This is a genomic window from Tepidiforma sp., from assembly GCF_026419595.1.
GTDB lineage: Bacteria > Chloroflexota > Dehalococcoidia > Tepidiformales > Tepidiformaceae > Tepidiforma.
The window spans coordinates 221,675-235,579 of the sequence record NZ_JANZZD010000001.1 but is presented as its reverse complement, the minus strand read 5'-3'; the positions used below and the strand labels follow the sequence as shown (position 1 = coordinate 235,579).

General features: G+C 71.3%; 10 protein-coding genes. 4 read left to right on the top strand and 6 right to left on the bottom strand.

The window, feature by feature from the left end:
- The first annotated feature begins 50 nt into the window (after positions 1 to 50).
- From N2041_RS01145 to radA, 4 genes are read left to right on the top strand one after another with little or no spacing between them, the layout of a single operon-like run.
- Entirely contained in the window at positions 51 to 890 is an 840-nt protein-coding gene (locus N2041_RS01145; protein ID WP_297674971.1) for a DegV family protein, read from the top strand.
- Entirely contained in the window at positions 887 to 3,325 is a 2,439-nt protein-coding gene (gene recG, locus N2041_RS01140; protein WP_297674969.1) for an ATP-dependent DNA helicase RecG, read from the top strand. Before N2041_RS01145 ends, recG begins: the two co-directional genes overlap by 4 nt.
- A 25-nt stretch (positions 3,326 to 3,350) precedes the next feature.
- A complete protein-coding gene (locus N2041_RS01135) occupies positions 3,351 to 4,760 on the top strand; it encodes a hypothetical protein (RefSeq protein WP_297674967.1) in 1,410 nt (469 codons plus the stop codon).
- Between the two features lie 40 nt (positions 4,761 to 4,800).
- Positions 4,801 to 6,231, top strand: a complete 1,431-nt coding sequence (gene radA / locus N2041_RS01130; RefSeq protein ID WP_297674965.1) for a DNA repair protein RadA — start codon at positions 4,801 to 4,803, stop codon at positions 6,229 to 6,231.
- Here the strand turns inward: radA and rodA are convergent.
- From rodA to ligA, 6 genes are all read right to left on the bottom strand, one after another.
- Positions 6,154 to 7,317: a rod shape-determining protein RodA gene (gene rodA / locus N2041_RS01125; protein WP_297674963.1), complete on the bottom strand. Its 1,164-nt coding sequence runs from the start codon at positions 7,315 to 7,317 to the stop codon at positions 6,154 to 6,156. The genes radA and rodA overlap by 78 nt on opposite strands.
- Positions 7,314 to 9,242 (bottom strand): penicillin-binding protein 2, encoded by a 1,929-nt coding sequence (gene mrdA, locus N2041_RS01120; RefSeq protein ID WP_297674961.1) that lies wholly within the window; start codon positions 9,240 to 9,242, stop codon positions 7,314 to 7,316. The genes rodA and mrdA overlap by 4 nt, the downstream gene beginning before the upstream one ends.
- Positions 9,239 to 9,763: a hypothetical protein gene (locus N2041_RS01115; protein ID WP_297674960.1), complete on the bottom strand. Its 525-nt coding sequence runs from the start codon at positions 9,761 to 9,763 to the stop codon at positions 9,239 to 9,241. Before N2041_RS01115 ends, mrdA begins: the two co-directional genes overlap by 4 nt.
- Positions 9,760 to 10,596, bottom strand: coding sequence for a rod shape-determining protein MreC (gene mreC / locus N2041_RS01110; RefSeq protein WP_297674958.1), 837 nt, complete (start codon positions 10,594 to 10,596; stop codon positions 9,760 to 9,762). Before mreC ends, N2041_RS01115 begins: the two co-directional genes overlap by 4 nt.
- Before the next feature lie 27 nt (positions 10,597 to 10,623).
- Positions 10,624 to 11,685 carry a rod shape-determining protein gene (locus N2041_RS01105; RefSeq protein WP_098504569.1) on the bottom strand — a complete coding sequence of 354 codons (1,062 nt, stop codon included), beginning with the start codon at positions 11,683 to 11,685 and terminating at the stop codon, positions 10,624 to 10,626.
- Between the two features lie 127 nt (positions 11,686 to 11,812).
- The gene (gene ligA / locus N2041_RS01100) at positions 11,813 to 13,882 is read right to left on the bottom strand and encodes an NAD-dependent DNA ligase LigA (protein ID WP_297674954.1); all 2,070 of its coding nucleotides are present in this window, start codon (positions 13,880 to 13,882) and stop codon (positions 11,813 to 11,815) included.
- Positions 13,883 to 13,905: the final 23 nt, after the last annotated feature.

The following is a 13,905-nucleotide window of genomic DNA, read 5'->3' as shown; positions in this document are numbered from 1 at the left end:
CCCGCTCGTTGCGAACCCTTATACTCTCCTGCATAGGCGCCTGATCAATTATGACCGTTCGCATCGTCACCGATTCGACCTGCGACCTCCCGCCCGCGCTTGCCGCCGAACACGGCATCACCGTCGTGCCCCTCACGGTCATCTTCGGCGAAGAAGCGCTCGAAGACGGCTCCGCCATCACCCCGGTCGACTTCTATCAGCGGCTCCGCACCTCGAACGTCCTCCCGCGCACCAGCCAGCCCTCCGTCGAGCGCTTCCAGCAGGCCTACCGCGCTTCCGCCGCCGACGGCGCCGAGATCGTCTCCATCCACATCTCGTCGAAGCTCTCCGGCACGCTCAACTCCGCCTCCGTCGCCCGCGAGACCCTCAAGCACGACATCCACATCGACCTCATCGATTCCTACAACGTCAGCGTCGGCCTCGGGCTCATCGTCCTCGAAGCCGCGCGGGCGGCTGCTGCCGGCGCCTCCCTCAGCGACGTCGTCGCCGTCGCCCGCCGCGCCATGGACCGCGTCACCGTCTACGTCGCCGTCGACACGCTCGAGTACCTCCAGCGCGGCGGCCGCATCGGCCGCGCCCGCTCGCTCATCGGCTCCATCCTGAGCATCAAGCCAATCCTGACCGTCGACCAGGGCGAGGTCGCCCCCTTCGAACGCGTCCGTACCCGCGCACGCGCCCACGAGCGCATCCTCGAACTCGCCGCCGGGATGCCCCGCGCGAAGCAGATGTTCATCGCCCACGGCGACCTCCCCGCGGAGGCCGAGGCCGCCATCGAGCGCCTCCGCCCGCAGCTGCCGCATACCGCGCTCCACGCCGCCTACCTCGGTCCCGTCGTCGGCACCTACACCGGCCCCGGCGCCTTCGGCGTCGCCGCGCTCGCCCGCGAATGAGCGGCACCGCGCGCGCGCTCGATACTGCCCGCCTCCGCCGCGTTTTCGAACTCGAACGGCAGGGCGGCTGCCGCAACACCGCCGTCCTCGGCGGCCTCGACCGCCTCCTCATCCAGCTCGCCGAAGACGGCCAGCTCCGCGGCTCGCCCCTCGCTACGGCCGTCCGCCAGCTGCCGCCCGGCGGCTACCGTTCGCTCCCGCCCGGCGAACGCGAGCGCTGGGTCGACGCCGTGCTTGCGGCGCTCGGCGCCCCGGTCCCGGCGCCGCCGCCAGCCGCGCCGGCCCGCCGGAGGCAGGCTCGCCCCGCTGAACCTCCGCCCCCGCCGCCGGTCGGCCCCGCGAGCCCTACCGCCGCCCTCCCCGGCCTGCCCCGCGGCGCGGCAGCCCGGTTCGAAAAGCTCGGCGTTGCTACCGTCGGCGATGCCGTCTTCCTCTTCCCCCGCCGCTTCAACGACTACACCAACCTCCGCCGCATCGCCGACCTCCAGCCCGGCTCCGAACTCCAGACCATCGTCGGCGAACTCCTCGATATCGCCGAGTTCCGCGTCCGCGGCCGGGTGCGCGGCGCCCGCGGCCTCGTCTCCGACGGCACCGGGGCGCTGCCGGTCGTCTGGTGGAACATGCCCTACGTCGCCCGCAGCCTCCGCGAGGGCGACCGGCTCGTCCTCGCCGGCCGGGTACGCAGCTACCGCGGCCGTCTTCAGCTCGAAAACCCCGAGTTCGAGCAGCTCGACCGCGGGGGCGATGCCTTCGCCCGCCTCGAACCCGTCTACCCCGCCACCGCCGGCCTCGGCCAGAAGACCATCCGCGCCGCCGTGGCGCGCGCCGTCGAGCTCGCCGCCGACCTCGTGGATGACCCCATTCCCGCGTGGCTCCGCCGCGAAGAGGGCATCCCGCCCATCGCCGCGGCCATCCGCACCTACCACGCCCCCGCGAAAGCCGAGGACGCCGAGGCCGCCCGCCAGCGCCTCGCCCTCGGCGAATTCCTCGCCGTCCAGTGCGCCGTGCTCATCCGGCGCGCCGAATGGCAGCGCGACAACGACGCCCCGTCCCTCGATTTTGGTCCGCTCCGGGGCCGCTTCCTCGAAGCCCTCCCCTTCCCCCTCACCCGCGCCCAGCACCGCGCCCTCGCCGAGATCGAGCGCGACCTCCGCGGCCCCAACCCGATGCTCCGCCTCCTCCAGGGCGATGTGGGCTCTGGGAAGACGGTCGTCGCCTTCGCCGCGATGCTCGCCGCCGTCGCCTCGGGGTTCCAGGCTGCCCTCATGGCCCCGACCGAAATCCTCGCCGAGCAGCACTACCGCTCCCTCGCCCGCCTCCTCGGCGGCGGCGAACTCTCCGCCCTCGACGGCGTCTTCAGCCCCCCGTGGCTCGGGCGGCCGCTCCGCATCCTCCTCGTCACGGGCTCGCTCACCCCGGCGCAGAAGGCGCAGGTCCGCGGCGATGCCGCCCACGGCGGCGCTGACATCGTCATCGGCACCCACGCGCTCATCGAGGACGACCTCCAGTTCCCCCGCCTCGGCCTCGCCGTCGTCGATGAGCAGCACCGCTTCGGCGTCATGCAGCGCGCGAAGCTCCGCCAGAAGGGCCTCAACCCCCACCTGCTCGTGATGACTGCCACGCCCATCCCGCGCACCCTCGCCCTCACCGTCTACGGCGACCTCGAGGTCTCCACCCTCGACGAGCTGCCCCCCGGCCGCCAGCCCATCCGCACCCGCTGGTACCGCCCCGACGAGCGCGAAGACGCCTACCGCTTCCTCCGCAAACGGCTCGATGCCGGCGAACAGGTCTACGTCATCTGCCCGCTCGTCGAAGAATCCGAGTCGCTCGAGGTCCGCTCCGCCGAAGAGGAGTACGAATTCCTCCGCACCGGCCCGCTCTCAGGCTACGCCGTCGAACTCCTCCACGGCCGCATGACCGCCCGCCAGAAGGACGAGGCGATGCAGCGCTTCGCCCGCAACGAAGCGCAGGTCCTCGTCTCCACCAGCGTCATCGAAGTCGGCATCGACGTCCCCAACGCGACCGTCATCGTCATCGAAGGCGCCGAGCGGTTCGGCCTCAGCCAGCTCCACCAGTTCCGGGGCCGCGTCGGCCGCGGCGCGAAGCAGAGCTACTGCATCCTCTTTTCCAGCGAAGAAGACCCCGGCCCCGACGCTCGCGAGCGGCTCAACGCCATGTGCGAAACCACCGACGGCTTCGCCCTCGCCGAAGTCGACCTCCGCATGCGCGGCGAAGGCGAAACCTGGGGCCGCCTCCAGAGCGGCACGAACACCATGCTCCGCGTCGCCCGCCTCACCGACCGCGACATCCTCCTCCGCGCCCGCAGCCTCGCCGCGCGCGTCCTCGCCCGCGACCCCCGCCTCGAACACCCCGAACACGCCGCCCTCGCGGCAGCCGTCCGCCCGTTCCTCGACCGCGCCGCCGAAGCCAACTGAACGTCGTTCGGGTACACTGCGCCGGATGCGCGAACCGCTCCAGCGGGCGGCCCGCCGGTGGTGGCCCCTCCTCCTCATCCTCGCCGCCGCGGCCGCGGCCTATGCGCCGGCCGTCACGTCGCCGTTCTGGCTCGACGATTACTTCTACCTCGTCGCCGCCCGCGACCTCTCGACCGCCGACTACGCCCGCGCCGTCTTTACCCCCTGGAGCAGCGAGCCGCTCCTCCCCTTCACTCGCGACTTCTGGCGTCCGCTCGCCTTCCTGACCTTCGAGCTGCTCGAGCCGGTCGCCGGCGGCCGCACCTGGCCGTACCACCTGCTCGTCCTCGCCGGCCACCTCGCTGCCGCCGTCCTCACGTGGGCCATCGCCGCCCGCATCGACCCCCGCCCGCCGGTCCGCGCCATCGCCGCCGGCATCGTCGCGCTCCACCCCGGCCCGTACCAGGCCGTCGCGTGGGTCTCGTCCGTCAACAGCCTCGCGCTGCCGCTCGGGCTCGGCGCCTGGCTCGCCTTTCTCGCCGCGACGCCCCCCGGCCAGCCGGTGCGCTGGCGGCTCGTCGGCCTCTCTGCGGCGCTCCTCGCCCTCGGCGCGATGACCCGCGAAGGCGCCTGGGTCGCCGTTCCCGTTCTCGCTGCCTGGCATGTCGCCGTCACTGCCCGCTGGCAGCTCCGCCGCCGCGAAACCTGGCTGCCCCTCCTGCCGTTCGCCGTCCTTTCAGCACTCTACGTCGTCATCCGCACCCGCGGCTTCACCGAACCCTTCGCCAACCGCGACATTTTCGACTGGGGCGGCCACACCTGGCAGAATTACCGCACACTGCTCGAATTCCTGCTGTTGCCGTTCCGCGAACAGCTCTCCACGCTCTCAGGCTGGCGGCATACGCTCCAGCAGCTCTCGATTCCCGTCGTCCCGCTCCTCGCGCTCGGTTCAGCAGCGCTGCGCCGCTGGCCGCCCGCCATCCTCCTCGGCGGCGCGCTCCTCTCCCTCTTCGCCGTCGCGCCGAACCAGCTCGGTATCGGCCCGCGCTACCTCTACTTCACCATTCCCTGGCTCGCCCTCGGCCTCGCCATCCTCGCCGCCGACCTCCTCGCGCGATTCCCGCGGCTCCCGCGCGCCGTCCCGGCCGCTGCCGGCATCGCCGCCCTCATCCTCGCCGCCGTCGCCCTCGATGACCGCGTCGCCGACTGGACCCGCTGGGGGCCCGGCGAACAGCAGCGCTGGGTCGATGCCCTCCGCGCCGAGTACCCCGACCTCCCGCCCGGGGCGACCGTCTACGCCGCCGGCAACGTCCCCGGGTGGCTGACCGTCTTCGGCGGCGCCAACCTTGGCCCGGCCGTGCAGTGGTACTACCCGGGTGCTGCCGGCGCCGTCTACGTCCCCCCGGGCGAAATCCCTGAACTCGGGCCCGGCGACGTCCTCTTCACCGCCCCCTGACGCGTCGCCCCCTGTCGCCGAAGCGGCCTATACTCGCCCGGTGCCTCGCGCCGAACGCGGCTACCGCTGCTCCGCCTGCGGCTGGTCCACCGTCGCCTACGTCGGCCGCTGCGCCGGCTGCCAGGCGTGGAACACCCTCGAACCCTTCTCCGAGGCCCCGCGCGGCGGCGCCGCGGGCCGTCGGCCGGCTGCCGCTGCGCCCGCCCGCCTGCTCCGCCTCGACGCGGTCGAAGGCGACACCGCGGCCCGCCACGCGACCCGCATCCCGGAGTTCGACCGCGTCCTCGGCGGCGGCATCGTCCCCGGGTCGCTCGTCCTCGTCGGCGGCGACCCCGGCATCGGCAAATCGACCCTCATGCTGCAGGCCGCGGCCGCCCTCGCCGGGCAGGGCCTCCGCGTCGCCTGTATCTGCGGCGAAGAATCGCCCCGGCAGGTGCGCATGCGCGCCGCCCGCCTCGGCGTGGCCGGCGCGCCCATCGACCTCATCCCCGAGCCCGGCCTCGAAGCTGCCCTCGCCGCCGCCGAATCCGCCGGCGTCGACGTCCTCATCGTCGATTCCATCCAGGCCGTCACCGTCGAAGGCCTCGAATCACGCGCCGGCGGCCCCGCCCAGCTCGCCGAAGCCGGCGCCCGGCTGCTCGCCTTCGCCAAGGGCACCGGCACCGCCACCCTCGTCACCGGCCACGTCACGAAGAGCGGCGACGTCGCCGGCCCCCGCCTCCTCGAGCACCTCGTCGATGTCGTGCTCTACTTCGAATCGGCCGAGGGCGGCGTCCTCCGCCTTCTCCGCGCGGTCAAGAACCGCTTCGGCGCCACCGACGAACTCGGTCTCTTCGAAATGACCGGCGCCGGCCTCCAGAGTGTCGAAAACCCGGGCGGCCTCCTCCTCGCGCCCCACGACCCCGCGGCGTCCGGCTGCGCGGTCACCGCCGTGATGGAAGGCTCGCGGCCGCTGGCCGTCGAAGTGCAGGCCCTCGCCGTACCGACGGCGCTCGCGGCGCCCCGCCGCATCGCTGCCGGCATCGAGCCCGCCCGCCTCCATCTCCTCCTCGCCGTCCTCGCCCGCCGCGGCGGCATTCCCTCCGGCACACTCGATATCGCCGCCAGCGTCTCCGGGGGCCTCCGCATCCGCGACACCGCCGCCGACCTCGCCGTCTGCCTCGCCCTCGCCTCTGCCATCCACGACCGCCCTCTCCCGCGCGGCATGGCGTTCCTCGGCGAAGTCGCCCTCTCCGGCGCGCTCCGTCCCGTTCACCAGCTCGGCCGCCGCCTCGCTGAACTCGCCCGCCTCGGGCTCGAAGCGGCCGTCGTGCCGGCCGGCGCGCCGGCGGTCGAAGGCCTCCGCCTCCTGCGCGCCGCCTCGCTCGCCGATGCCCTCGAAGCGGCCGGGCTCTCAGGTCTGCCGGTACGACCGGTGCCGCATCACGATGCTCTGCAGCAGCCCCAGCGACGCGAACAGGCTCACGAGTGACGAGCCGCCCTGGCTCACGAACGGCAGCGGGATGCCTGTCACCGGGAAGAGGCTGACGTTCACCGCCACGTTGATGAACGTCTGCATCAGGATCAGCATCGTGATGCCCACCGCCACCAGCTGCCCTGCGGTGTCACCCGCCAGCTGCGCCGCCCGCACCCCCCGCATCAGCAGCAGGATGAACAGAGCGAACAGCACCATCGCCCCGGCGAACCCGAACTCCTCCCCCAGCAGGCTGAAGATGAAGTCCTTCGTCGCCACCTTCAGGTACTCCAGCTGCGTCTGGTCGCCCTGCATGTACCCCTTGCCGAACAGCTGCCCCGAACCGAGCGCGATCTGCGACTGCAGCACGTTGTAGCCGGAGTCCAGCGGGTCCTCGTTCGGGTCGACCAGCACCGCCACGCGCTCGACCTGGTAATCGGCAATCGCGAACGTCCACGCGAACGGCAGCACCGCGAGGAAGATCGCGCCCATGATGAGCAGGTGGCTCCGGTTCGCCCCCGCGATCACCACGATGCCCAGCCAGATGCCCCCGAACACGATGCTCGTCCCGAGGTCCGGCTGGAGGAACACCAGCCCAGCCAGCGGCGCCACGATCGCCATCGAGAGCAGGAGCGACCGCACGTCGCGCGCATCGCCCCCGTGCTCCGAGAAGAACCGCGCGAGGCACAGGATCGCCGCCAGCTTCGCGAACTCCGACGGCTGCACCTGCACCGGCCCGAGGTCGAACCACCGCGTCGACCCGTACGCCGTGCTCCCCAGCGCGAACAGCGCCAGCAGCGCCACGATCGAAAGCGCGTAGAACACCCACGCGAAGTGCAGGAACCGGTGGTAGTCCACCCGCGAAATCCCCAGCATCACCGCGATGCCGATGACCGCGAACAGCGCCTGCTTCGCCACCGGGCTCGCGAGGCTCGTGATCGGCCCGTCGTACCACGGCCGCGAGCCGCTGTGGATGAGCGCCAGCCCGCACCCGACGAGCGCCAGCGCCGCTGCCACCATCACGTAGTCGAACCGGTCCCAGCCCCGCCAGAACGACGTGCGCGCCCGTGCCCGGCCGAAGTTGCCCAGCGTCACGCTCGTCACGGCCGCACGTGCTCCATGAAGTAATCGATGATCTTCCCCGCGACGGGCGCCGCCTTGTCGCCGCCGACGCCGATATCGAAATAGACCGTCACCACCACCTCCGGGTCGTTGTACGGCGCGAACCCCGTGAACCACGCGTGCTGCGACTTCGTCCCGTCAGGCTTGAAGAACTCCGCCGTGCCCGTCTTCCCGGCGACGGTCGTCTTCGAACTCGCTGCGCGCGCGCCCGCGCCGTACTGCACCGAGCCCAGCATGCCCTCCCGCACCACCTGCAGCCAGCGCGGGTCGACGTCGATCGTCTCGCCCTGCGGCGCAATCGTCCGCACCACCTTCCCGTCCGGCCCGATGATGGCGTCCGCAACGTGCGGCACCGGCAGCGTCCCGCCGTTCGCGATGGCGGCCGTCATCCGCGCGATCTGGAGCGGCGTCGCCAGCACGTCGCCCTGCCCGATGGCCGTGTTGTACGTATCCCCGAGGAACCAGTCGTTTTCGCCCGGCGCGAACCCCTCGCCCACCTTCGTCCGCCGCTTCCACTGCGGGTCCGGCACGCGGCCCGCCGCCTCGCCGAAGAGGTCGATGCCCGTCGGCTTCCCGAACCCGAACTTCCGCGCCCACGCCGCCAGCACTGCGCCGGACGTTTCGACGTCCTTCCCCAGCCCCCGCTGCCGCTCGAGGTCGCCGCCCGAGGTGAGGAAGAAGAAGACGTTCGACGACCACGCGATCGCCGCCCGCACGTCCATCAGCATGTTGTGGCAGCGCCAGTCCGGGTAGTTGTAGATGACGTCGTTCTCGCCCTTGATGTCGAGGCTGCAGCCGATCTGGAACGACGTGTTCGGCGTGATGCTGCCCTCTGCCAGCCCGGCCGTCGCCGTGACCAGCTTGAAGGTCGAGCCCGGCGCCGCCGGGTTCAGCGCCTTGTTCAGCAGGGTGTAGGTCACCGTGTCGTTCTGGATCCGCTCCAGCTCCGCCGCTCGCCGCTGCGCGTCCGCGTAGATGTTGTTGTCATACGTCGGGATGGAGACGATCGCGTACACCTGCCCGGTCTTCGCGTTCATCACCACGGCCGCGGCCTGCTTCGCGTCGCCCCAGCCGCTGCCGTTGTCGGCCATCGAGGCCTGCAGCAGCTCCGCCACGTACTGCTGCAGGCCCGCGTCGATGTTCAGCCGCACCGTGTTCCCCGGGACCGGGTCCTGCCGCCCCAGCAGCGTGATCAGCTTCCCCTGCGCGTTCTGTTCTGCCGCCGTGTAGCCGATCTGCCCCCGCAGGTCCGACTCGTACCACGCCTCGATGCCGTCTTTCCCCACCGGCTCGTTCAGCTGGTAGCCTTGCGGGCGGAGCACTTTCGCTTCTTCGGCGGTCTGCGGCCCGATGTAGCCGAGAATGTGCGAGAACGCCGGCCCCGCGATGTACTGCCGGCCGGGCGTCACCTCGAGGCTCACCCCCGGCAGGTCCACGGCCGCCTCTTCGAGCGCCAGCGCGGCCTCCCGCGGCAGGTTCGTCGCGATCCGGATGGCGATGTAGTCGCGCCCCGCCGCGATCGCCTCGTCCACCCGCGTCTGCACCTCGAGCGGCGATACCCCGATCAGCTCCTGCAGCCGCAGGTAGATCCGGTAGCGCGCCTCCTGCGAATCCGGCAGCAGCTCCGGCAGGATTGTCGCCGAGTAGACGCCAACGTTCTTCACCAGCGGCTCGCCGTTCCGGTCGGTGATCAGCCCGCGCGTCGGCAGGATGTTCGTCCGCACGATGTGGTTCTCGCGCGAGCGCTGCGCGAACTCCTCCCCGCGGAGGATCTGCATGTCCGCGAGCCGCACCGTCAGCACCCCGAACAGCAGCAGGATGAACGCCCGGAGCACCGCCACGTTCCCGTGGGGGCGGTTGCGCGATGGCCCCGCCGGCGTCCGCAGCCCTTCGTCCAGCAGGCTCATAGGCTCGCGAAGTACCTTCCCCGCTGCAGCCGGAACCCGCTCCCCTCCAGACCGATGAGCCGCAGCGGCACATAGCATATCGTGAGCAGCACGATATCGACCAACAGTCCGGGCAGCAGCACGTCCGCCGCCAGCGCGCCGAACGCCGCCGGCGCCCCGCCGAGCATCGCGCCGATCGCCAGCACGGTCCGGGCCGCCAGCCCGGCGCCCAGCGTCATCGCGTAGCTCCGGGCCGCGTGGCCTAGCGGGAGGGGCGCGTCCTCCAGCAGCGCGCCCAGCACCGCCACCGGCAGGTAGGCCAGCAGCAGCAGCCCCGGGTCCCGGTCCGAGGTCATCCCCAGCATCAAGGCCCCGAGCGGCGTCAGCACCATCACCGGCACCGGCCCGCTGAACGCCGCCGCCAGGCAGATCGTCAGCAGCACCAGCTCCGGCACCGCCCCCGCGACCGGGAAGAGCGGCGCCACCGTCACCTGCGCGACCGCCGCGAGGAACACCGCCGCGAACCAGCCGAGCGCCTTCACGGACCCGACCCCGTATCGAGCGTTTCCGGCACGAAGCTCATCAGCACCAGCACCGTCGTCGCCGTGCCCAGCCGCGTCATCGGCTCGACCGTCACTTTCGGGAACAGGTCCTGCGTCGAACCCTCCACCGAGGTGACCGTCCCGATCGGGATGCCGTAGGGGAACGCGCCGCCCAGCCCCGCCGTGATGATCGTGTCGCCGACCTTGATGTCGCCCTGCGCGAGGTCCAGCGTCAGCGTGCGCCCCGGGTTCCCCCGCAGGATGCCGTCCGCGCCCTCGCCGCCCAGCACCGCCGCCCGGACGTTGCTCCGCGTATCAGTAATCAGCCGCACGAACGACCGCGTCGGCGTCACCCGCGTCACCGTGCCCATCAACGAGCCCTGCGTGGAGGTCACCACCATCCCCTTCACGATCCCGTCGTTCGACCCCCGGTCGATGGTGATGACGTCGCTGAACGGCGAACTGTCGCGGTGGACCACGTTCGCCGCCAGCCGGCTCTGGGAGGTGTCGCCCTGCGCGAGCCCGAGCGCCGCCTCGAGCTCCTTGATCCGCTGCGCGTCCTGCTGCCGCTGCGCCAGCTCGTTCCGCAGTCCTTCATTCTCGACCCGCAGCCGCGCGTTCTCGGACCGCAGGTCATCGACCTCGCCCGCGCTCGAAAGGAGCCCCGCAACCGGCCGGAAGATCCCTGTGAAGACGCCCTCGAACGGCGCCGTCACCCGCAGGAAGACGCCCTGCACGGGGCTGAGCACGCCCACCTGCCCGGCGACCCCGAGGAGGATCGCCAGCCCCACCATGGCCCCCAGCCACCACGAGTACCGGTTCAACGTGAGCATGACGGTCCCTCGAGGCGCACCCCGATGCTACCGCCCGGGCCGCCGCGAAACCAGCTGCGACTGCACCTTCTCCAGCAGCGCCGATTCTTCGAGCACCTCGCCCGCGCCCCGTACGACGCAGAGCAGCGGGTCCTCCGCCACGTACACCGGGAACCGCGTCTCCTGCGAAAGCCGGCGGTCGAGCCCCCGCAGCAGCGCCCCGCCGCCCGCGAGCGCGATGCCGTGCGCCATCAGGTCGCTCACCAGCTCCGGCGGCGTCACTTCGATCGACGAGCGCACCGCTTCGACGATCGCCGCGATCGACCCGGCCAGGGCGTCCCGGATTTCGACCGTGCTCACCTCCACCGATTTCGGCAGCCCCGTCGCGAGGTCGCGCCCCCGGATCTCGATTGTCTCCTCCGGGTCGAGCGGCGCCGCCGAGCCCGCCAGCTTCTTGATCTCCTCCGCCGTCCGCTCGCCGATGAGGAGGTTATGCACCTGCCGCGCGTAGGCGATGATGTCCTGGTCCATCTCGTCGCCGGCCACCCGGATCGAGGTGCTCACGACCATGCCCCCCAGCGAAATCACCGCCACTTCTGTCGTCCCGCCGCCGATGTCGACGATCATGCACCCGGCGGCGTCCATGACCGGTAAACCGGCCCCAATCGCCGCCGCCATCGGCTCTTCGATCAGGTAGCACGCGCGCGCGCCCGCGTTCAGGGCGGCGTCGTGCACCGCCCGCTTCTCGACCTCCGTGACGCCGCTCGGGATGCCCACCACCACCCGCGGCTGCGCCAGGAAGCTCCGGTCGTGCACCGCCCGGATGAAGTAGCTCAGCATCTTCTCGGTCACCTCGAAGTCCGAGATGACCCCGTCGCGCAGCGGCCGGACCGCCACGATGTTCGCCGGCGTCCGCCCCACCATCCGCTTCGCCTCTGCCCCGATGGCGAGGATCTTCTTCGTCGTCCGGTCGATGGCCACCACCGACGGCTCGTCGATGACGATGCCGCGGCCCTTCACCATGACGAGCGTGTTCGCCGTCCCGAGGTCGATGGCGATATCGTGCGAAAGAAAGCCAAATAACGAACCGAAAATATTGGGAAACGCCAAGGGCGTGAACCTGTCGCGCAAAACCGCGAGGAGCCGCGGGGATAGTCAAACTCGAAGTATACCGGCCATGACCCCGGCTCGCGAACCGCCGCCCGTTTCGCGCTCAAAGAACGGTCGAAACCATTTCCTAAGCGTCAGAAACTGCCGCGGGACCCCGCTCCAGCAGCGCCAGGAACTCCTCCTCCGTCAGCTGCCGCGTCCCGAGCTTCTCCGCCTTCGCCAGCTTCGACCCTGCGTCGGCGCCCACCACGAGGAAGTCCGTCCCCTTCGTCACCGCGCTCCCCACCTTGCCGCCGCGCGCCCGGATGGCGTCTTCCGCCTCGCCCCGGCTCATCCGCTCGAGCCGCCCCGTCACGACGATGGTCAGCCCCTCGAGCGGGCCGGCGCCGCCGGCGGGCTTTTCGAACGTCGGGTTCACGCCGGCCGCGACCAGCCGCTCGACGATCGCCCGGTTCTCCGGCCGCTGCACCCAGCTCTCGATGCTCGCGGCCACGACCGGCCCGATGCCTTCGATCTGCTGCAGCTCCTCCGCCTTCACATGCAGCAGCCCCTCGAGGCTGCCGATGTGCTCGGCGAGCAGCCGCGCGGTTTCGAACCCGACGTGCCGGATGCCCAGCGCGAAGAGCACGTTCGGCAGCGGCCGCGTCTTGCTCGCCTGGATGTTCCGGACCAGCATCTCGGCAGTCTTCGTCCCTGATTTCCAGAGCGGCCGCAGGTGCTCCACCGTCAGGTCGTAGAGGTCGGCCACGTTGCGCACCAGGCCCTGCTGGTAGAGCTGAATCGCCATCTTCTCGCCGAGCCCCTCGATGTCCATCGCCGCCCGGCTCCCGAAATGCTCGATGAGCCGAATCTGCTGCGCCGGGCAGCTCGCGTTCGGGCAGTAGACGGCGGCCTGCTCCGGGTCTCGCGAGACCGGCGTCCCGCAGACCGGGCACGTCTCCGGCATCGTGAACTCCCGCTCTTCGCCCGTCCGCAGCTGGACCACCGGACCCACGACCTGCGGGATGACCTCGCCCGCCCGCTGCACGATCACGGTGTCGCCGATCCGGATGTCCTTCCGCCGGATGTCCCCCTCGTTGTGGAGCGTCGCCAGCGACACCCGCGCGCCGCCCACCACGACGGGCTCCAGCACGGCGAACGGTGTCAGCACCCCGGTCCGGCCCACGTTCACCTGGATGTCGAGCAGCTTCGTCGTCCGCTGCTGCGGCGGGAACTTGTAGGCCGTCGCCCAGCGCGGCTCCCGGCCCACGGCGCCGAGCCGGTCCCACGTCCGCGTGTCATCGATCTTGATGACGACGCCGTCGATGTCGTAATCGAGTCGCTCCCGCTGCGGCCCCCACCAGGCGATCCGCGGGAGCGCGTCCTCGAGCCCCGGGTGGAGCCGAATCTCGGGGTTCACGTTGAACCCCATCTCCCGCAGCCAGCCGAGGATTTCGTAGTGGCTCTCCGGGTGGCTCCCCTCGCACCAGCCGAGCTGGTAGGTGAACATCGCCAGCGGCCGCGAAGCCGTCACCGAAGGATCCTTCTGCCGCACGGCGCCCGCCGCCGCATTCCGCGGGTTCGCGTACAGCGGCAGCGGCCGCTTCCCCTCCTTCTCCCGGCGCAGGTTCTCCTCCCCGATCGCCTCGTTCAGCGCCTCGAACCCGGCCCGCGGCATGTAAATTTCGCCGCGCACCTCGAACCGCTCCGGGTAGCTCCCCCGCAGCTGCTTCGGAATCGTCGGGATCGTCCGCAGGTTCTCCGTCACGTTCTCGCCGTGGTAGCCGTCGCCCCGGGTCGCGCCCTGCACGAACCGCCCGCGGTCGTACACCAGCGCAATCGCCAGCCCGTCGATCTTCGGCTCCGTCACCAGCGCGAACTCGTCCGAGCCCAGCCGGTCCGCCGCCCGCCGGTGCCACGCCCGCAGCTCCTCCTCGCTGAAGCAGTTCGAAAGGCTGAGCAGCGGCAGCCGGTGCTCCACCACCTCGAACGTCGGCAGCGGCGCGCCGCCCACTCGCTGCGTCGGCGAATCGGGCGTGATCAGCTCCGGGTACGCCGCCTCGATCGCCCGGAGCTCGTTCATCAGGTCGTCGTAGACCTCGTCCGGGATCTCGGGCTGGTTCAGTTCGTAATACAGGCGGTTGTGGTAGTTGATGAGCGACCGGAGTTCCTCGCTCCGCAGCCGCGCCTCGTACTGGGTCTTCGGCACCTCTTGCATGGCCCCTGAGTATAGCCCCGGGC